Genomic DNA, 20,176 nt, shown 5'->3' with positions numbered 1-20,176 from the left:
TGCGTGTTTTTTGTATTTTGTCATTTTGCTATGTTATTAAACGTTACTTGTACTAAAATAAAGTTATTGCAGTAAGAAGGAGTGTTTCTTTTGTTTAACACAATGAACGAATGTACAAAATTTATTTTTACATTAAAAGCAGTTGATCATAAACGTGCGCCACTTGTCCTTATGCGAGAAGTACTAGGGCATTTACATGAACCTCACAACAAGCTAAGAGTAATCCATGTAGCAGGTTCAAATGGTAAAGGTTCTACGGTGAACGCATTAAGAGAAATGCTTCAACATGCAGGCTACACTGTAGGGGCATTTACGTCTCCACATTTAGAGCGAGTTAATGAACGTATGACCATTAACGGCCACCAAATTTCGGATGAGCAATTTCTCTACTATTTCAATAAACTTGCGAAAATTATAGAAGAACACTACAATGGCGAATTTCCAAGCTTTTTTGAGGTAGTTACACTCATTATGTTTCAGTATTTTGCACAGGAAGGTGTAGATATAGCTCTTATTGAGACAGGGCTTGGAGGGCGTTTGGATGCGACTAATGTCGTAACGCCACTTTTAGCTATTATTACAACGATCTCGTTAGAGCATACAGCCTTTTTAGGCGACACTTTCGCAAAGGTTGCCGCTGAAAAAGCTGGTATCATCAAGGAAGGCATACCAGTTGTTGTAGGTGTTCATAATGAGGAGGCATTGGCTGTCATTAAAGCCACGGCAGAGGAACGACATGCGACGTGCTATGTTTTAGGTCAAGACTTCATGGTGACAAATAGTTGGCAAAGTACTGACTATCAGCATTTTACATATGAAAAGGACCCTGTCTTGATGAAGGATGTACCATTAAAAATGGCTGGTCAACATCAAATAAATAATGCAAGTTTGGCAATCACAGCCATGTTAACATTACGTCAGCAGGAGGCAATTGTCATTACTAATGAGTCTATTTGTCAAGGACTACAATGTGCGCAATGGGCAGGCCGCTTTGAGCAATGGCCAAATCAAATTGTGCTAGATGGTGCTCATAATTCAGAGGGGACAGCTGCTCTGATCCAAACACTAAAAAATGTCTATCCAAGAAACAATTATCACTTTATTTATGCGGCATTAGCAGATAAAGATCATGCCAACAGTATAGAACTAATGGATGCTGTTGCCACCTCGATCATTTTTACACAAATAGACCTGCCGAATGCAATGCCAGCTGAAAGCTTAGCGATGTTGTCGACTCATGCAAATAAAACGGTTCATACAGAATGGCTAAATAGCCTCCAAACCGTAGTGCGAGAACGCCAAAAAGAGGATATTGTTGTCATTACAGGCTCATTATACTTTATAGCACAAGCTCGACAGTGGCTACAGGAGGAAGGACGATGATCCCAAACTTTGATCATTATAAAGAGAAATGGCAGGTTAAAAGTGATGATATCATTAAACCAGGTCTTACAGCGATTGAAGAGGCTTTATCATATTTAGGTAATCCTGAGCAAACTTTGCGTGTTGTCCACTTAGCGGGTACAAATGGCAAAGGCTCTACGTTAACATTTCTAGAGGCAATTGCACAAGAACATGGCTTACGCGTAGGCAAATTTATGTCACCATGTATCGTTGATGTTCATGACCAAATTCAAATAGCTGGTCAACCTATAACAGAGGCTGAAATGGATCAGGTTTTCCAACAGATACATGAGGCTGGGCTGAGTGGCAAACTAACCGATTTTGAATTGCTGACGGTGGCGGCATTTTTACATTTTGTCAATGGGCAGGTGGATATTGCGCTGATTGAAGCGGGCATGGGTGGTTTATTGGATAGCACAAATGTGGTAACACCTATTGTCTCTATTATCCCAAGTATTGCTTTAGAGCACACAAAGTTTTTAGGGGATACGCTTGAAAGCATTGCACACCATAAAGCAGGTATTATTAAACAACAACGCCCAGTTATTATTGGTGAATTGCCTGGTGAGGCGAAGCGAGTTGTGGATGCAGTAGCCGTTCGAAAAAAAGCCACTCTATTTGCATTAGGTCAGCATTTTGCCATTAAGCAAACAACTGATGGAGAAAGCTATATGAACGACGTGCAGCAGTTCCAGATAACGAACCTGAATCGTTCTATGAAGGGGACACATCAGGGGAACAATATGGCTCTCGCCATTACAGCATTTTTTGAAGTCACGTCAGTATTAGGCGTGTCTATTGATCAAACAGCTATTCGTCAAGCTGTGCAAAAGGCCTCTATTTTGGGACGCTTTGAAGAAATAATGCCTTTCGTTATATTGGATGGTGCGCATAATCCTGCAAGTGCTGAAAAATTAGTAGAAACGATTCAATGTGAATATCCAAATGAGCCGATAACATTTGTCGTTGGCATACTAGCAGATAAAGATATTCAGCAGATTCTCAGACTTCTAGAGCAGGTGAGTGATGACTTTTACTTCGTTGATTTTGCTAATTCACGAGCAATGCCAGCCCATCAAATGGTCAAACTTTCTCATGCAACATCGAAAACAACCTTGGTAGACTATACATCCTTTATACAGGCACAATCACATAGACAGCAGAGAACCATTGTAGCAGGCTCGTTATACTTATTAACAGAGGTTCGTCATAGATTAAAACAATGAAAAAACTAGGGCTCTTGAAAGTGAGTCCTAGTTTTTTTATAGCTGCAAATTTAGATTGTAATGAGTCCCGTATCAAAAAATAATAAATTCGCATTTACCCTATGGAATGTACATATAATATCATATGATGTTGGCATAGATAGGTGGAAGGATGAGGTGATAGTTGAATGAAAATTGTAAGTCATGTGATGAAAAAACAAATATTTCGAGCAATGATTATTGGTGGATTTGTTGGACTATTAGGTGTAGCAATTTTTCTGGGCGTTTTACAAGCCAGCACACAATTACCTTTAAATAAAAATGGTAGTGAAGTGGCAAATAATCAATCACAAACAGAAACGATTCCAACTGCCGGAGAGACAACCAATACATCTAATGCATCGATGTTTTATGCAAGCCAAGCCGGCGTGTATTCAAACTATGAGAGCGCAAGTTCATTTGTTGCTGAGTATCCTGCCTTAAAAGAGAGCGCGATCGTTCAAGTTGATGACAAGTTTTATGTGTGGACAAGCATGGTGACGGAGGAAAGTCAGCTAAAATTTTTACAGGACCCCGCAACCTTTAAAAAGGCATTTAGCGTCAGTGGTGAAAGCTGTAAAGAACCTACCTTGGCAGAAATACCAACTGCTTTAGCAGATAAAAATGCCGCAAAATTAAATTTTAAGGAAAATGGCAAGGACTCAACGCTACCTGAGGATTGGCAGTCCATTGGCGCAGCGGCCTCTACTATTTCCAACGATATCAACATCATTCGTCTGCATGTTTTTGCACATTACCAATCTAAAAATACGTGTCTTCAAGTGAAGTTTTAACAATAAATAATAATGAAATCTTCATTATCTTGTTTTTTTGAAAATTTTCAAATTGTGCATTCTTCTGTATCATAAGGATAAGGAGGAATGATCAGATAATGTTAAAAACAAATCATAAGCTTGTCCTTGCTTCTGCTTCCCCTAGGCGCAAGGAATTGCTTAACATGCTAGCACTCCCGTTTGAAGTCTTGACAAGTGAAGTGGAAGAAACAAGTGTACAAGCTCATACAATGCAGGATTATGTAAAAGGGGTAGCTTTATTGAAGACGCGTGATGTAGCCAAAAAAGCAGCTAATGCCACGATTATTGGTGCAGATACAATCGTTGTTTACAATCAAGAGCTACTACATAAACCTAAAACGCGTGAGGAAGCTATTTCTCACTTATTACGTTTGTCAGATAACAAACATAGTGTGATGACTGCGGTCGCTATAATCGAACCGAATGGAAAGGAAACGACCTTTGTGGAAGAGACTACAGTTGTTTTCCACCGTCTATCGCAGGAATTAATCGAAGCTTATGTAGATTCAGGAGATCCTTTTGATAAAGCGGGTGGTTATGGCATTCAAACGATTGGTACACTATTAGTTAAACGAATTGAAGGAGATTATAACAATGTTGTAGGTTTACCACTTGCAGCTTTGTTTTCGCAATTGGTGGATCTACAGATAGTCCAATTTGCGAAGGAGTGAATATTTTTGCTAGAAGACGCTTTACCAACTTTGATGATACGTGATGTCAATATAGAGGATCGCCCCCGTGAACGGCTATTACGACAAGGAGCTGAGAGTTTATCGAATCAAGAGCTACTCGCTATTTTATTGAGGACAGGCACAAAGGAAGAATCTGTGCTTGTTCTTGCAAATAGGGTGTTAAATGTTTTTGAACGACTCCATCATTTGAAGCATGCAACCATCGAAGAAATGATGGCGATTAAAGGAATAGGCGAGGTGAAAGCCATTCAATTAATGGCTGCCGTTGAACTTGGTAGAAGACTGGCTCAAAAACATAATGATGAGAAATTCACAATTCGTTCTCCGCAAGATGCAGCAACTTACTTAATGCCTGATATGACCTCGCTTAATCAGGAGCATTTTGTAGTCCTTTTTTTAAATATAAAAAATCAAATTATTCATAAGCAGACGATTTTCATTGGCAGTTTAAATGCTTCCATTGTTCATCCTAGAGAAATATTTCGAGAAGCTGTCAAAAGGTCTGCCGCTTCTATTATATGTGCCCACAACCATCCAAGTGGTGTGCCAACACCGAGCACGGAGGACATTGAAGTAACAAAGCGAATTGTTGAAGCAGGCTATATTATTGGAATAGAGTTAATAGATCACGTCATCATCGGCGATCATCAATATATTAGTTTAAAGGAAAAAGGATATTTTTAACTCTGCATACAATATGCAGAGTTTTTTATGATGAATCCATTTGTTGTTTAGAAGATGCTATTACTATAAATGGCCTTAATTATAGCCAATCCTAAAAATTTTTTGTATTTTTTTGTGGTATATTGGCGAACCTTTTTTCTTACATAACGTTAATGTATTCATAGAAAAGCAATTATCTTCACAAAAATTGGTAGCCTGATACACATTGTCTTATGGGAATAAAAATTATATGCTAATCTATACGTACTATTTTTAGTTTAAGAGGGAATTAAAATAGTATCTTTTCTGTGAGATGAAGTATGTGATACTACAAATTCTTGCGTTTTTCCGTTATAATGAACGGTATGAATTTTATCTTTATTCAGGGAGGACTCCCATCAAAATTGGTGGTGAGGTGAATGAGTGTGTAGTTTTTTCATAGGTGTAAACTACCAACTGATGGAGATAAAAAAATTTGACAGATGTTATGGACGTTGAAAGGAGTCAATTGTGTATGTACACAATTCAATTTCCTATACATTGTCGTCAAATATATTGGATGTCAACGAAAGTATGGCTTATATAGAAAGGGAGTACACAATTTGTTTGGACTAGGAAGCAAAGATGTCGGGATTGACCTCGGCACAGCGAATACATTAGTGTTTATTAAAGGAAAGGGAATCGTATTACGTGAACCTTCAGTTGTAGCAAAAAATACAAAAACAGGGGATATTGTTGCCGTTGGTAATGATGCGAAAAATATGATTGGTCGAACACCTGGCTCAATCGTAGCAATTCGTCCAATGAAAGATGGCGTTATTGCTGACTTCGATATTACAACAGCAATGATTGAGTATTATTTAAAAGAAGCATGTAAAAACTCTGGAGGCAACTGGAAAAAACCAAATGTTATGATTTGTGTACCTTATGGTATTACTTCAGTGGAGCAGCGTGCTGTTATTGATGCTGCACGCCAAGCAGGTGCAAAAGAGGCGTTCACAATCGAAGAGCCATTTGCAGCAGCAATCGGTTCAAATCTTCCTGTATGGGATCCTACAGGGTCAATGGTTGTTGATATCGGTGGAGGTACAACAGAAGTTGCCGTTATTTCTTTAGGTGGTATTGTAACGAGTGAATCTGTACGTGTTGGTGGTGATGCAATGGATCAATCCATCATTTCGTATATCCGTAAAACGTATAATTTAACAATTGGTGAACGTACAGCGGAAGCCGTGAAAATGGAAATTGGTACTGCATTGGCAGAAGGACCAGAAGCACGAATGGATATTAGAGGTCGTGACCTGTTAACAGGATTACCGAAAACAATCGAAATTTCTTCACAGGAAATTTCTGAATCCTTACGTGAAGCGGTTGCCTCTATTATTGACGGTGTTCGTAAAACATTAGAACAAACACCTCCAGAATTATCTGCTGATGTAATGGAGCGCGGTATTGTATTAACTGGTGGTGGGGCACTGCTAACAAACTTAGACAAAGTAATCAGCCAAGAGACAAATATGCCAGTATTCATTGCAGAAGATCCTTTAGACTGTGTAGCGATTGGTACAGGTAAGGCATTAGATCATATCGACTTAATTCGTCAACAACAAGTTAAAGGGTAAGGAGGTTTAGGCAATGCCACACTTTTTTTTCAATAAGAAAGTAATTTTGCTGCTCATAGGCATGGTTTTTCTTGTGGCATTGATTAGCTTCTCATTACGTGATCGGACGAATGCAACTTTACCAGAGCAAATTATTAAAGATACTGTCGGTTTCGCACAATCGCTTGTTGCGAAGCCGGCGAATTATATTAATGGTGTTTTTAATAGTATTGACTCCCTCTTAAACACGTACGAAGAAAATAAACGTTTGAAAGCACGCTTAGAAGATTTTGCAGTTGTACAAGCTGAGGCTACGGATTTAAAATCAGAGAATAACAAGCTTCGAGAGCTTTTGGATAAAACTGAGAGCTTAAAGGCATTTAATCCAATTCAAGCAACAGTGATTGCTAGAAATCCTGACCAGTGGGAAGAGAAAATTATTTTAGATAAAGGGTCTTCTCATGGAGTCAAAAAAAATATGGCAGTTATGACCGCGAAAGGGTTAGTGGGGAAAATTACCCTAGTTACACCTTTCACATCTGAGGTAGAGCTTTTAAATACAAATAATCCAAACTATCGTGTTTCCGCGATGGTGCTAGGAGAAAAAGAAGCATACGGTTTAATCGAGGGCTTTGATGAAGAACGTAATGAACTCATTATGAAGCGAATCGATTCTAGCATGAAGGTGAAAGAAGGCGAGCAAGTAGTTTCTTCAGGTCTTGGTGGTATTTTCCCTAAGGGAGTGCCGATAGGAGAAATTACGGAAGTTAGTACAGATGACTTTGGTTTAACGAAAATGGCGTATGTCAAACCATCTGCTGATTTTTCAATTTTAGAGCATGTTGTGATTGCCAAGCGAACATCCACAAGTATTGATGGTTCAGATGGCAATGCAACGAATGAGGATTTATCGAATCCGCAAGAGGCGAGTGAAGAGGAGGCGGAGTGATGGTTCGATTTCTCATTCCCTCTGTAGCGGTTTTACTATTCCTGTTAGAACCAGAATTTGCTATGCTTTCCCCGATTGAAATTAAAGGGGAAGTCTATTTTCTGGTACCGCGTTTTTTAATCTTATACCTTATTTTTATATCCATCTATTACAGCCGTCAACGTGCGGTAATGTATGGACTTTTTTTTGGTGTCTTGTATGATGTGTTTTACATTGATATTATTGGATTATATTCAGTACTTTATCCACTTATATGTTTTTTGGCAGGGTCTATCGTGAAAGTTATACATCAGCACTTAGTTGTAACAACTACAATTTCAGTTGTACTAGTAGCGATTTTAGAATTTATTCTCTATCAATTCTTTTTCCTAATCGATTTTACAGCAATTCCTTTAGCGGATTTCTTACGTTCACGACTACTACCAACAATCATTGCGAATGCTTTATTTTTAATGATTCTTGGGTGGGCCTTCAAGTATCTAATTAATGCGCGTGTCTTACAGAGAGCACGTGAGGTTTCTTAACAAAGAACAACGTGAGGTGAGGCATTCATGAAAAAACAGTTAGTTAATATGAAGGGAACGAAGGACGGTTTTGTACTACGCCTAGACGACCAATGTGCGTATAGTGAACTAGTGGAAGAATTAAAGAATAAGGTTTTAGAGGGCGGTATCGATGGTAAAGTTGATGTACAATTATACTTAGGCTATCGATACTGTACTGAAGAACAATTAAATGAACTTATAAAAATTATAGAAGAAACAGAACAGCTTATTGTATCGAAGGTGCAAAGTGAAGTACTGACTGTCCACGAGAGCAACCAGAAGATGTTTGAAAGCCAACAAGATACATATATAGGAGTGGTCAGATCAGGACAAATTCTGCGTTCATCTGGGGATATTACCATCATAGGAAATGTCAATCCAAACGGTCGTGTTGAGGCTGGAGGTAATGTATATGTCCTAGGTAGACTTAAAGGGATTGCACATGCTGGTATGCAAGGCAATAAAGAAGCAATTATTGCAGCATCTCGATTTGAAGCCACGCATATCATGATTGCCGATCAAGTTCAGGTAATGTCAGATGAACATGTAAAAGCGATAAATCAAGTAGAAATGACTTGTGCATTTATTGGCTACGATGGACGCATTACGTACGATCAAATTCATGCCTTAAAAAATATTCGACCATTGTTAAATGTGTCTAAGGGAGGAAGCTAGTGTGGGAGAAGCGATCGTCATAACTTCAGGTAAAGGCGGTGTCGGTAAAACAACGACAACGGCTAACCTTGGGACTGCATTGGCTCTACAAGGTAAAAAAATATGTTTAGTGGATACGGATATTGGCCTACGTAATTTAGATGTGATTTTAGGCCTTGAAAATCGTATTATTTATGACCTAGTTGATGTGGTGGAAGGACGCTGTAAAATTCATCAAGCATTGATTAAGGATAAACGCGTAGATGAGAAACTATTTTTATTACCTGCTGCTCAAACAACAGATAAAAATGCTGTTACCCCTGAGCAAATGAAGAGCTTAGTAGAGGAATTGAAAAGAGATTATGATTATGTATTAATCGATTGCCCAGCGGGAATTGAGCAAGGCTACCGTAACGCTGTTGCTGGTGCAGATCATGCGATTGTTGTCACAACACCTGAAATTTCTGCTGTTCGTGATGCAGATCGTATTATTGGTTTACTGGAGCAGGAAGAGATCACAGCACCTAAACTGATCATTAATCGTATTCGACAACATATGATGAAGAGCGGTGACACACTGGATGTCAATGAAATTACAACTCATTTATCTATTGATTTATTAGGCATTATTATAGACAGTGAAGGCGTCATCTCATCTTCTAATAAAGGTGAACCAATTGTAATGGACCCCTCAAATAAAGCGTCATTAGGCTATCGAAATATTGCCCGTCGTATTCTTGGTGAATCAGTGCCATTAATGGCTATACAAGATGAGCAAAGAGGGATGTTTTCAAAACTTAAAGCCCTTTTCTCAAAATAAATTAAAACCTTTTCGTGCAATTGTACGAGAAGGTTTTTTCTTGTGCATGTTTGGACATGCAATCACATATAGTGAGGAAAAAAGGATGAGGGCTTGTTTAAAAAATGGAAATGGTTTGTCACGATACTTCTTGTGGCGGCGATCATGCTTGTAATTCGTTTAGAGGACCAGGGTGTAGTGGATACACCTGTTCGGAAGCTTGTTACAACCTCTGCTGATTTAACGTATTTAAGTGAACTCGGACAAAGCTGGTTCGAAAAAGAAAAAGAGACCATCATGGTTTCTAGTGATGTAGGGCAGGCAGATCTTTTAACATTTGCGAATGCCCAAGTATTTAAAGAAGGCTATCTATTGCAGTATGATGTTGGCTTACCTATCTATGCTGGTCAAAATGGATTAGTCGTTTTTACTGGCCATACAAAGTACACAGGTAAGACCATGACCATCAGCTATGAAGATGGTACAACCGTTTCCTATGGTATGTTAGATAGTTTAGCTCAACTACCATACACATCTATTCAAGCAAATGATTTAATTGGCATGAAAGAAGCGGGTCAACTTTATGTGTCCATCGAAAAGGGAGATGCCCATTATGATTTAGAGCAAATTGTGCAATGGCTTGAAACGACGGAGACAAATGAGGATTAAATTACATCTTCTGTGTATCCCTCTCGTATTTGTCATGATTTTTAGTGGCCAGTTAGCCTATTACGCGATCATTCTGTTTTCCTTACTGTGGCATGAGGCTGGTCACTTAATTGCGGCAGTAATGTGTGGAGTGAAGGTGAAATCCTGCGTAATTACACCATACGGGGGAGAAATTCAATTTGAAAATCCAGCGGTTGTGCAAGCTTCGTCACTCCTATGGATTGCATTAGGAGGGCCAATCGCTACGATTATTGGGATTGGCCTCGCTTTTTTTATGCCTGATTTACTCGCTACTAAGCTTATAAATGTACAACTCGTGTTATTGGCTGTAAATATTGTACCCATCATACCGTTAGATGGTGGAAGGATATTGTTAGCCTGCCTATTTTTAAAATATCCAAGAGCTCACGTGATAGAGCTATATTATTGGTTATCATTCATCGTAGCTACTATACTATTACTTGTCACTTTCAAGTTCTTGCCACAATCTATTTTTTTAGCCATCATAAATTTATTCATCTGGTTGCAAGTGTTGAAAGAATGGCGTTATCGAAAATATCGAGTTGCTTTTGAAAAATATGTTATGAATAGATTGACTTGAAAAAAATCGTGTGGTAATATTTTAATGTTATTGTTTGTAGCACCCGTGCTACTACAACCGCTCTGTAAAGGTTTAAGTGTCTAGTAAGATCACCTTATGAAACAGGCGAGTCTGAGTCTAAGAGGAGGTGCAGTAAAATGTACGCAATTATTGAAACTGGTGGTAAACAAGTCAAAGTAGAAGCTGGTCAAGAAATCTATGTTGAAAAATTAGGCGTAGAAGCTGATGAGGTTGTAACTTTTGATAAAGTTTTATTCGTAGGTGGCGAAAACGTTAAAGTTGGCGCTCCATTCGTAGAAGGCGCTACTGTAACAGCTAAAGTTGTTAAAGAAGGCCGTGCGAAAAAAATCGTTGTTTTCAAATTGAAAGCTAAAAAGAACTACCGTCGTAAACAAGGTCACCGTCAACCTTACACAAAATTAGTTGTTGAAGCAATCAACGCTTAATTGTGAGGTATAGCGAATGATACAAGTTACGATTCATCACGATGAAAATAGACATGTGTCAGCATTCGAATTTTCAGGACATGCTGGTTATGATGAATCTGGTAAGGATTTAGTATGTGCAGGAGCATCAACTATAGCCATTGGTACAGTGAATGCTATTTATGCATTATTACAAATTCAGCCAGAAATCGAACAAGCTGCTGAAGGTGGAGGCTATCTCAAGGTAGATTTACCATCAGACATAGAGCCTGAAGTAGATGCAAAACTACAGTTAATTGTTCAAGTAATGACTGCCCAAGTGTATTCTATGGTGCAAAATTACGGACAATACATCCAAATCAACTACAACCAAGTAGGAGGTGGAACTCGATGAAATTATTATTAGCATTAGACCTTCAACTTTTTGCATCGAAAAAAGGGGTAGGTTCTACTAAAAACGGACGTGACTCTGAGTCTAAACGACTTGGTGCAAAACGTGCTGATGGCCAATTCGTAACAGGTGGTTCAATTCTTTACCGTCAACGCGGTACAAAAATTTACCCAGGTACAAACGTAGGTCGTGGTGGTGACGATACACTATTTGCTAAAGTTGACGGCGTTGTTAAATTTGAACGTTTAGGTCGCGATCGCAAACAAGTATCTGTTTATCCAACAACACAAGAAGCTTAATCTTTTATAAGATAACATAAAGCGGAGGACTGCATTTATTGCAGTCCTTTTTTTGGCTACATTTCAAAAAAGCCGATTGGACGCAATGACACCAAGGTATAATTGATTAAAGAATTAAGGGAAAAATACAGCAAAACTTGTTATACTAGTAAGGATAACTTTATTGGAGTGAATGGGATGAACAATCAATCACTAACCATTAGTGAAGTATTACGTTTTGCAAATCATGATTATGTGAATCAACTGCAACTGATTCGCATGAATTTAGATTTAGGTAGAATCGAGGAATCGAAAAAACTTATTCAACATTATTCAGAACAATTACGAGTATTTTCTATCCTCAATCGACTACAATTACCACAAACAATTGAATGGCTTCAAACAGCAGCATGGCGTTACCCATCATTAGCATGGAAGCTAGGCGGTGAGATAAAAAAGCCTGTGACCAATGATATTGATCAGGAAGTTGTAGATTATTTAAACAAAACAGTTATGCATGTTTATGATACATTAGATCCATTTACAGAGCAGATCCTAACGCTTGATGTACGTGTTGACGATCATACATTTGCCGTGACATTCACGCTAAATGGGTTATGGAGTGCTGATGCATTCACCGAAAAAGGTTTGAAACAATTCGACATTCAAACAATTGAGCAGACAACTACACGCTGGCAATATGTCTTGAGTGCAAATAGGGAGTGAACTAAATGTTTGTCGATCACGTAAAGATTTATGTTAAAGGTGGCGATGGCGGAGACGGTATGGTAGCCTTTCGCCGTGAAAAATATGTACCAAATGGTGGTCCAGCTGGTGGAGATGGTGGACACGGTGGTAACGTTGTATTTGAAGTAGAAGAGGGCTTACGAACATTAATGGATTTCCGCTATAAACGCCATTTTAAAGCACCTCGTGGCGAGCATGGGATGAGTAAAGGCATGCATGGTAAAAATGCGGAGGATTTAATTGTTAAAGTACCACCAGGCACAGTGGTTATGAATGAAGAAACAAATGCCGTTATTGCTGACTTAGTCGAGCATGGGCAAAGAGCAGTTATTGCGAAAGCAGGCAGAGGTGGACGAGGTAATTCTCGCTTTGCTACACCTGCCAACCCAGCGCCAGAACTTTCTGAAAAAGGTGAGCCAGGACAAGAATTAAATGTTATATTAGAGTTAAAAGTTTTAGCAGATGTAGGGTTAGTTGGTTTCCCAAGTGTTGGTAAATCAACACTTTTATCTGTTGTTTCCGCGGCAAAGCCAAAAATTGGTGCTTATCATTTCACAACAATTGTACCGAACTTAGGCATGATTGAAACGGATGACCATCGAAGCTTTGCGATGGCTGATTTACCAGGGCTTATTGAAGGAGCACATCAAGGCGTTGGATTAGGTCATCAATTTTTACGACATATCGAACGTACACGCGTTATCGTTCATGTCATTGATATGTCAGGGATGGAAGGCCGCGATCCATATGAAGATTATTTAACAATTAATGAAGAGCTAAAACAATATAATCTTCGTTTAACAGAGCGTCCACAAATTATCGTAGCCAATAAAATGGATATGCCAGATGCAGAAGAGAATTTACAAGCTTTCCGTCAGAAGGTTGGAGAAGACGTTCAAATTTTCCCAATTTCTGCTGTTTCACGTCAAGGTTTAAAAGAGCTACTTTTTGCCATTGCCGATCTATTAGAAGTAACGCCTGAATTCCCACTATATGATGATCTAGAGGAGCAATCAGACGCAACCGTAATGTACAAGCATGAGGCGAAAGGTGAAGATTTCGAAATCACACGTGATGATGATGGTACATTTATTATTAGTGGTTATGCAATTGAGCGTTTATTTAAAATGACGGACTTTAGCCGTGAGGATGGTATACGTCGTTTTGCTCGTCAATTGCGTGCAATGGGTGTGGACGAGGCTCTGCGTGAGCGTGGAGCACAAGATGGCGATACAGTTCGCCTACAAGAGTTTGAATTTGAATTTGTCGATTAAGACATGAGTTTTAGGGGGAAGCGTATGAAGAATGTTGCGAATCAGCGATATTATTTAGTTCGTGAGGATGTTTTAACGGATGCAATGCAAAAAACTTTGGAGGCGAAACACTTACTATCAAGTGGTTCAGTATCTTCCATTTGGGATGCGGTAAAGCAGGTGGATTTATCGCGAAGTGCGTTTTACAAATATCGTGATGCGGTTTTTCCTTTTCATTCAATTGTGCAGGAACGCATTTTAACAGTCTTTTTACAGCTTCAAGATAGAAAAGGAACACTTGCCAAGCTTTTAGAAACTGTGACAATTACACATTGTAATGTCTTAACGATTCATCAAACAATCCCTATTCAGGGACGTGCTAATGTTACATTGTCATTAGATGTAACAAGCATGACTTGTGATCTTGATGATCTTATCCAGCAATTAAAACGCTTAGATTTTGTGGAATCAGCGGAAGTGATTAGTTCTGGAGCATTATAAGCACAGAGAGTGTTCAATCCTTTAATTTTTGACAAAATGACAAACATCGTGTTGAATAACCCAATGGGTAAAGATACGATAACAAAGCTCAAATAAGGAGCTGTCCCAAGCGTTATTCATCACGTGGGACTGCTCCTTATTGTGCCATAAAGGAGGTATTTGCAATGACAAAACAACAATGGGAAAATCGAATCGCCTATCTAGGACCAGAAGCATCATTTACATACTTAGCAACAAAGGCTACTTTTCCAAATGAGTGGCTCGTACCGTGTGCCACGATTCCAGAATGTATAGAGGCTGTTGCAGAGGGAAAGGTAGATTTAGCTGTCGTGCCGCTAGAAAATGCACTAGAGGGCTCTGTATCATTAACATTAGATTACTTATTCCATGAGGCAACACTTTATGTGACTGGAGAGTTATTGCTGAAAATTCAGCAGCATTTAATGGTCAATAAAGCGCAGAAGGATGATTGGCAGTCAATCGAAGGTGTTTATTCTCATCCGCATGCACTAGCTCAATGTCATAAATATTTATTTTATCGTTTTAGTCATGTACCATTACATCAAACAACTTCAACTGCAGCAGCAGCAAAATATGTATCAGAGAATCCACAAGAGTGTATAGCGGCAGTCGGAAATGCAGCCGCAGCGGAAAAATATGGTCTTGAAATAGTGGAGCAGAATATCCATGATTTTCATTTTAATCATACACGATTCTTTGTACTGTCTAAGCAAAATAAACGATTGCCACAAGAGCTATCAGATGGGCAAGCAAAAACAACATTTATGATTACCTTACCAACAGATCGTTCAGGTGCATTACATCAGGTGCTTTCTGTTTTTGCATGGCGTCAGCTAAATTTAAGTAAAATCGAATCACGTCCATTAAAAACTGGATTAGGTGATTATTTCTTTATGATTGATGTATTAGCAGATGAAAAGGAACCGATGATGCGTGGGGCAATGGAAGAATTAGCTGCGCTAGGCTGCAAAGTAAAGTCACTGGGTACCTATTTTACTTATGTAACATCAGACGAAGCATAGTAATGTGAAGGAGGAGGAAAGAAGATGGGTGGGATTATTTTATTCGATGGTGTCTGTAATTTTTGTGATAGCACTGTTCAATTTATCATCAAACATGATCAAGCTGGCTATTTTCAATTTGCATCGCTGCAAAGCGAGGCTGGTCAATCGCTTCTCACTCAATATCATATACCAAAGAATATAGATAGTGTAATTCTAATTGAACAAGGGAAAGTGTCTGTTGAATCTACCGCTGCGTTAAACATTTGCCGTAAATTTGATGGATTGTGGCCTTGTTTCTACACCTTCATTCTTGTACCACCATTTATTCGCAATGCATTATATCGATTATTTGCAAAGCAACGCTATCGTTTGTTTGGAAAAAAAAGTGAATGCTTATTGCCTACGCCTGCTCAACGTCAAAGATTTCTTTCCTGATAGGGAAATACTCGCCTTTAAGGGAACAATAGCTGCGGACAGAAGCCCGCGCTTAACGAAACAATACCAGCATTAAAAAACAGAAAGCACCGTTTGAAATCAATTTTTCAGACGGTGCTTTTACTATTCATTGATCTGACACTAAGTAGCCCTTTTTTTGTAAAGCTCCCTCAATTAATGTTAAAACTTCAACAGAGGGTGCTGTGATGACATGTAGATGGATGCCGCCAGTGAGAGCAGATAAATAGTTGGCCTGTGTTGCATTCACACGTTCGATAAATTGTTTCACCTCATGGCGGTTGGATACCATGATAGAGGCTGTCAGTTCACCATATATTGGATGTTCGACAATGACATTTTTGACGGTTCCGCCACAGTCTACAATCGTCATTAATTCATCTTCCGTCTGCTCTGATGTATGCAAGCAAGGGAATGTTCGTTCAACGGTTTGCTGTATTTGTTCTTGATGCATATAAAGATAACCTTGGCTTGTGGCAATAATGGGCTCATTTCTTGCCTTTAATAAAGTCATATCATTGACGATTACTTGTCTAGAAACATTGGCGAACTTTGCTAAGTCTGTCCCAGTTATAGGTGCTTTATTTTTTTTTAATTGCGCTAATAGTTGCAGTCGGCGTTCTTCGCCTAACATTTTTTTCATAAGAGATCACCCCTGCTCGTAATAAAGGAATCAGCGTTCCTTATGAATTAGTGTACCATGAAGCTTTTCTAACTTGCTGAAATTTTTGTATCCAAATGAAACATTGAACATATGATACGTAGAGAGGAAGGGAGGAAAAAATTGCGTATTCATATTGTTCAAAAGGGAGATACATTGTGGAAGATTGCGAAAGAGTACGGCATTTCGTTTGAAGATTTGAAGCGGCTCAATGTCCATCTTGCCAACCCAGATTATATTGTACCAGGCATGGAAATTATATTGCCTGAAAAAATAAACAAAGAGCCGCATAGAGATTCACATAAAGAAATGCCGAAAAAGGAAACACAAGTGCATAAGGAGACACCAAAGGAAAGTCCTAAAAAAGAGGTACAGCGACCAATGCCACCACCACCGCCAATTGTACCGCCACCACCAGCTCCTATGCCAATGCCAGAACCACAAATGATACCGATACCAATACCGATGCCAATGCCAATGCAGATGCCACAACAGCCGATGTGGGTACCGCAGCCTGTGGAAATGAATTGGCACCAGCAATTGGTGATGCCACAAATGGAGCAAAATGTTACAACACCACCTGTACAAATACAGCCACCACCACCGCCAGCACCTACACCGCCACCACCGCCTGTAGCTAAACCAAAGCCAATGCCAATGCCACAACCAGCACCACATCCACCAATGCATATCATGCCACAAATGCCTGCTGTACCTCATTGTTCAAGTTGCCATCAGCCAATCTATCATCAGATGTGGTGGCCGATGCCAATGCAGCCGCAGGTCGAGCATTATACGATGCCACAGCAGCCAATGTCCTATGACATGCCAGATCATAAAGTAGGTGGAATGGAAGACTTTTTAGAGTCCACATCACCATTCTTCCATACGCAAGATCACCAAAAGCCACAAATGGATATGATGCCCGATATGAATATGGGGCAATCCTGTGGTTGTGGCACACAACCAATGATGATGCCTGATATGAACATGGGTCAATCTTGTGGCTGTGGCACACAACCAATGATGATGCCAAATTGGCAAATGGACCCTTGCCATTGCCCGCCACCACCATGTCCGACACAATGTCCACCACCATGCCCATCAGCAGCAGGTCCTTGGATGTCTCCGCATTATTTCCCAGGCGGGATGACGCCTTATCGATGGTGAAAAAGCGTATATTGTAGAAGAAGTAAAGCCAAATATTTGGAAATATAAATATCGATCGAAAAATTATTTTGTCAAACGTGCAAAGCAAGTGGAAATTGCGGAGAAGGTAAGAACCATTCATCGCCAATTAGGACGTATGGAACCTTCTTTGATCCTACCATTAGTTCAGAGCGATGATGAGCAGTTAATTGTGCAAATGTGGCAAGAAGGAAGCCACGGTGCTAACTTTGCGCATAAAAAAGATCGTAAGGAATCTCTTAGACTATTAATCGCTTTACATGACACACATAAAAAGATTGCGTGGCAGCGCGTGCCAGGCTTGCATACCTACTCACAGCTTTTAAAATGGCAAATGCGTCATATGCGTTTTAAAAGTAGAAGAAATGAGTTTCGAACATTTTTAACGAAAGAAGAAATTGATCAAATATTGCATTATAGTGATAAGTCATTACAATTGATTGCATTGGAAGATGCACCTGAAAAAGAGATTACGCTATTGCATGGGGATGTAGTTCATCATAATTTTTTATGGTGCTCCGATGGACAATTACGTTTAATTGATTTTGATTTAGCGCACCTTGGTGAAGCGGATGATGAGTATATTTTATGGTTACATCGTGTGTTACCTGCTGTAGATTATGATCTTGGAAAGATTTTTGCAGAGTTACCTGAGCTGAAACGACTGGATAAAAGAAAGCTTCATCGCTTGAAATACCCGAATGAGTTATTACGAGAATGGCTGTTTGCTATAGATTTGCCACTAGAGCAACAGCTAGTATTTTTAGATTATTTAGTACCATTTACAAAACGAGCCCTCACCTACTGGCCAAAACTGTGGTACGATATTGATAGATTTGTCAAGAAATGACCGTCAATTGGCGGTCATTTTTGTCTGCGAACGGAGTTTAGAGGCTACTTTTTGTCGAGCATTCGTTCGCTATATGCTATAATCGAAGACGATGATTGTGAGGGATTATAGATGTATGATTATTTAAAAGGACAAATTACTCGTATTACACCTGAATTTATTGTGCTGGAACAACAGGGGATTGGGTGGCAACTTAATACGCCTAATCCATTTGCTTTTCGAACATCTGCCCTTGAGCAACAGATATATGTTCATTTGCATGTACGAGAGGATGCGCAAGTTTTATATGGCTTCCCTAACCTAGATCAGCGTGAGTTATTCCGTAAGCTTATTTTAGTGTCAGGAATAGGACCAAAGGGCGCTTTAGCGATTTTAGCTACAGGTAATCCACAACAGGTTATTAGCGCAATTGAACGAGAGGACGAAGCGTTTTTAGTGAAATTCCCTGGAGTTGGTAAAAAAACAGCACGTCAAATGATCCTCGACTTGAAGGGTAAACTTGGTTCATTATTAGATACACTTGAATTACCTAGTGCAGAAGATGAATTACCTTTGTTTGGTGTACATGCCTATAAACACGAATTAGAAGAAGCCTTACTTGCCTTAATGGCTCTTGGCTATTCTGAAAAAGAGCTAGAAAAAATTAAACCACAGCTAGAGGATAACGATAAACTTGAAACGACAGATGCCTTTATGAAACAAGCATTGCAACTACTGCTAAAATTAAAATAAGGAAAGGAGGAAGGGTGCATGTCTGAACGTATGATGGCAAGTGAAGCAGGTAGCTATGATGAGCAGTTTGAGTTATCTTTACGTCCTCAAAAATTAGCACAGTATATTGGGCAACATAAAGTAAAGGAAAACTTACAAATATTCATTGAAGCAGCAAAGCTTCGCCAAGAAAGTTTAGATCATGTGTTGTTATATGGACCTCCAGGACTTGGTAAAACGACCTTAGCGGCTGTTATCGCAAATGAGATGAATGTTAACGTACGCATGACAAGTGGCCCTGCGATTGAGCGTCCAGGAGATTTGGCAGCTATTTTAAGTTCACTAGAGCCTGGAGACGTTTTATTTATTGATGAAATTCATCGACTGCCCCGTGCTATTGAAGAAGTATTATATCCAGCAATGGAAGACTTCTGCTTAGATATTGTGGTAGGAAAAGGTCCTGAAGCACGTTCTGTACGACTTGATTTACCTCCCTTTACCCTTGTAGGTGCAACAACAAGAGCGGGTGCTTTATCAGCTCCTCTAAGAGATCGCTTTGGTGTGTTGCTGCGCCTAGAATATTATGATGACCGATCGCTTGCAGAAATTGTTGTGAGAAGTGCACATTTATTTGAGGTAGAAATAGAGCAAGTAGCAGCAATGGAAATGGCGAGACGCTCACGTGGAACACCTCGAATTGCCAATCGTTTATTGAAACGAGTGCGAGATTATGCACAAGTGCTTGGAGATGGTATGATAACGGAGGGTCTTGCACAGCGAGCATTAGAGCTGTTACAAGTAGATCCTAGAGGGCTTGATCATATTGACCATAAACTTGTAACCAATATGATTGAGCGATTCCGAGGAGGACCAGTAGGCTTAGATACTCTTGCTGCATCAATTGGTGAGGAACGGGTTACGATAGAAGATGTATACGAGCCTTATTTGATGCAAATTGGCCTTATTCAACGTACCCCGAGAGGAAGAGTAGCCACACATTTAGCCTACGAACATTTTGGATATGAGTATCCCCAACAAACATAAAGAAGGAAGTTAT

Annotated in this window: 25 protein-coding genes and 1 other annotated feature; of the genes, 24 read left to right on the top strand and 1 reads right to left on the bottom strand. The window is 39.4% G+C overall.

Going from position 1 to position 20,176, the window contains the following annotated elements; all coding sequences use genetic code 11:
• The first annotated feature begins 102 nt into the window (after window positions 1-102).
• The 20 genes from L6W14_RS15765 to L6W14_RS15670 all read left to right on the top strand — a co-directional run bounded on the left by L6W14_RS15765 (window position 103) and on the right by L6W14_RS15670 (window position 15,691).
• Window positions 103-1,383 carry a bifunctional folylpolyglutamate synthase/dihydrofolate synthase gene (locus L6W14_RS15765; protein ID WP_193767348.1) on the top strand — a complete coding sequence of 427 codons (1,281 nt, stop codon included), beginning with the start codon at window positions 103-105 and terminating at the stop codon, window positions 1,381-1,383.
• Entirely contained in the window at window positions 1,380-2,630 is a 1,251-nt protein-coding gene (locus L6W14_RS15760) for a bifunctional folylpolyglutamate synthase/dihydrofolate synthase (RefSeq protein ID WP_237898311.1), read from the top strand. Before L6W14_RS15765 ends, L6W14_RS15760 begins: the two co-directional genes overlap by 4 nt.
• Window positions 2,631-2,797: 167 nt before the next feature.
• Window positions 2,798-3,442, top strand: a complete 645-nt coding sequence (locus L6W14_RS15755; protein ID WP_131520481.1) for a hypothetical protein — start codon at window positions 2,798-2,800, stop codon at window positions 3,440-3,442.
• A gap of 98 nt (window positions 3,443-3,540) precedes the next feature.
• On the top strand, window positions 3,541-4,134 hold the full coding sequence (locus L6W14_RS15750) for a Maf family protein (RefSeq protein WP_131520482.1): 594 nt from the start codon (window positions 3,541-3,543) through the stop codon (window positions 4,132-4,134).
• A gap of 33 nt (window positions 4,135-4,167) precedes the next feature.
• Window positions 4,168-4,839 (top strand): RadC family protein, encoded by a 672-nt coding sequence (radC, locus tag L6W14_RS15745; protein ID WP_175400705.1) that lies wholly within the window; start codon window positions 4,168-4,170, stop codon window positions 4,837-4,839.
• A 581-nt stretch (window positions 4,840-5,420) separates the two neighbouring features.
• Window positions 5,421-6,440 carry a rod shape-determining protein gene (locus L6W14_RS15740; protein WP_004226654.1) on the top strand — a complete coding sequence of 340 codons (1,020 nt, stop codon included), beginning with the start codon at window positions 5,421-5,423 and terminating at the stop codon, window positions 6,438-6,440.
• Between the two features lie 13 nt (window positions 6,441-6,453).
• Window positions 6,454-7,368 carry a rod shape-determining protein MreC gene (gene mreC / locus L6W14_RS15735; RefSeq protein ID WP_048395155.1) on the top strand — a complete coding sequence of 305 codons (915 nt, stop codon included), beginning with the start codon at window positions 6,454-6,456 and terminating at the stop codon, window positions 7,366-7,368.
• Window positions 7,368-7,892, top strand: a complete 525-nt coding sequence (gene mreD, locus L6W14_RS15730) for a rod shape-determining protein MreD (protein WP_004226656.1) — start codon at window positions 7,368-7,370, stop codon at window positions 7,890-7,892. Before mreC ends, mreD begins: the two co-directional genes overlap by 1 nt.
• A gap of 27 nt (window positions 7,893-7,919) precedes the next feature.
• Window positions 7,920-8,588: a septum site-determining protein MinC gene (gene minC, locus L6W14_RS15725; protein WP_131520483.1), complete on the top strand. Its 669-nt coding sequence runs from the start codon at window positions 7,920-7,922 to the stop codon at window positions 8,586-8,588.
• A gap of 1 nt (window position 8,589) precedes the next feature.
• Window positions 8,590-9,387 carry a septum site-determining protein MinD gene (gene minD / locus L6W14_RS15720; RefSeq protein ID WP_131520484.1) on the top strand — a complete coding sequence of 266 codons (798 nt, stop codon included), beginning with the start codon at window positions 8,590-8,592 and terminating at the stop codon, window positions 9,385-9,387.
• Between the two features lie 93 nt (window positions 9,388-9,480).
• The gene (locus tag L6W14_RS15715) at window positions 9,481-10,035 is read left to right on the top strand and encodes a peptidoglycan DD-metalloendopeptidase family protein (protein ID WP_016991889.1); all 555 of its coding nucleotides are present in this window, start codon (window positions 9,481-9,483) and stop codon (window positions 10,033-10,035) included.
• Entirely contained in the window at window positions 10,025-10,636 is a 612-nt protein-coding gene (locus tag L6W14_RS15710; protein ID WP_131520485.1) for a zinc metalloprotease, read from the top strand. The genes L6W14_RS15715 and L6W14_RS15710 overlap by 11 nt, the downstream gene beginning before the upstream one ends.
• A 45-nt stretch (window positions 10,637-10,681) precedes the next feature.
• Window positions 10,682-10,759: a sequence feature (ribosomal protein L21 leader region), on the top strand.
• Window positions 10,760-10,773: 14 nt separating this feature from the next.
• Window positions 10,774-11,082, top strand: a complete 309-nt coding sequence (gene rplU / locus L6W14_RS15705) for a 50S ribosomal protein L21 (RefSeq protein WP_004226667.1) — start codon at window positions 10,774-10,776, stop codon at window positions 11,080-11,082.
• 16 nt (window positions 11,083-11,098) lie between these two features.
• On the top strand, window positions 11,099-11,455 hold the full coding sequence (locus L6W14_RS15700; protein ID WP_016991891.1) for a ribosomal-processing cysteine protease Prp: 357 nt from the start codon (window positions 11,099-11,101) through the stop codon (window positions 11,453-11,455).
• A complete protein-coding gene (rpmA, locus tag L6W14_RS15695; RefSeq protein ID WP_016991892.1) occupies window positions 11,452-11,751 on the top strand; it encodes a 50S ribosomal protein L27 in 300 nt (99 codons plus the stop codon). Before L6W14_RS15700 ends, rpmA begins: the two co-directional genes overlap by 4 nt.
• 177 nt (window positions 11,752-11,928) lie before the next feature.
• Entirely contained in the window at window positions 11,929-12,456 is a 528-nt protein-coding gene (locus tag L6W14_RS15690; protein WP_131520486.1) for a Spo0B domain-containing protein, read from the top strand.
• A 5-nt stretch (window positions 12,457-12,461) separates the two neighbouring features.
• Window positions 12,462-13,751: a GTPase ObgE gene (obgE, locus tag L6W14_RS15685; protein ID WP_054550027.1), complete on the top strand. Its 1,290-nt coding sequence runs from the start codon at window positions 12,462-12,464 to the stop codon at window positions 13,749-13,751.
• Window positions 13,752-13,775: 24 nt separating this feature from the next.
• A complete protein-coding gene (locus L6W14_RS15680; protein ID WP_004226679.1) occupies window positions 13,776-14,231 on the top strand; it encodes an ACT domain-containing protein in 456 nt (151 codons plus the stop codon).
• A gap of 164 nt (window positions 14,232-14,395) precedes the next feature.
• Window positions 14,396-15,274, top strand: coding sequence for a prephenate dehydratase (gene pheA / locus L6W14_RS15675; RefSeq protein WP_048395164.1), 879 nt, complete (start codon window positions 14,396-14,398; stop codon window positions 15,272-15,274).
• 24 nt (window positions 15,275-15,298) lie between these two features.
• The gene (locus L6W14_RS15670; protein ID WP_237898310.1) at window positions 15,299-15,691 is read left to right on the top strand and encodes a thiol-disulfide oxidoreductase DCC family protein; all 393 of its coding nucleotides are present in this window, start codon (window positions 15,299-15,301) and stop codon (window positions 15,689-15,691) included.
• Window positions 15,692-15,818: 127 nt separating this feature from the next.
• On the opposite strand, the gene L6W14_RS15665 is transcribed toward L6W14_RS15670, so the two are convergent.
• Window positions 15,819-16,352, bottom strand: coding sequence for a transcription repressor NadR (locus tag L6W14_RS15665; protein WP_131520487.1), 534 nt, complete (start codon window positions 16,350-16,352; stop codon window positions 15,819-15,821).
• Window positions 16,353-16,493: 141 nt separating this feature from the next.
• Here L6W14_RS15665 and L6W14_RS23155 point away from each other — a divergent pair, with 141 nt between their 5' ends.
• From L6W14_RS23155 to ruvB, 4 genes are all read left to right on the top strand, one after another.
• On the top strand, window positions 16,494-17,540 hold the full coding sequence (locus L6W14_RS23155) for a LysM peptidoglycan-binding domain-containing protein (protein WP_281116050.1): 1,047 nt from the start codon (window positions 16,494-16,496) through the stop codon (window positions 17,538-17,540).
• On the top strand, window positions 17,530-18,408 hold the full coding sequence (locus L6W14_RS15655; protein WP_313872351.1) for a phosphotransferase: 879 nt from the start codon (window positions 17,530-17,532) through the stop codon (window positions 18,406-18,408). The genes L6W14_RS23155 and L6W14_RS15655 overlap by 11 nt, the downstream gene beginning before the upstream one ends.
• Before the next feature lie 111 nt (window positions 18,409-18,519).
• Window positions 18,520-19,140: a Holliday junction branch migration protein RuvA gene (ruvA, locus tag L6W14_RS15650; RefSeq protein ID WP_048395174.1), complete on the top strand. Its 621-nt coding sequence runs from the start codon at window positions 18,520-18,522 to the stop codon at window positions 19,138-19,140.
• An 18-nt stretch (window positions 19,141-19,158) separates the two neighbouring features.
• Window positions 19,159-20,163: a Holliday junction branch migration DNA helicase RuvB gene (gene ruvB, locus L6W14_RS15645; protein WP_131520491.1), complete on the top strand. Its 1,005-nt coding sequence runs from the start codon at window positions 19,159-19,161 to the stop codon at window positions 20,161-20,163.
• The last annotated feature ends 13 nt before the right edge of the window (window positions 20,164-20,176 follow it).

Origin of the sequence: Lysinibacillus sp. ACHW1.5 (assembly GCF_022014815.1) — a bacterium.
GTDB classification, from domain to species: Bacteria; Bacillota; Bacilli; order Bacillales_A; family Planococcaceae; genus Lysinibacillus; species Lysinibacillus capsici.
This window is presented reverse-complemented; position numbering and strand designations above follow the sequence as displayed.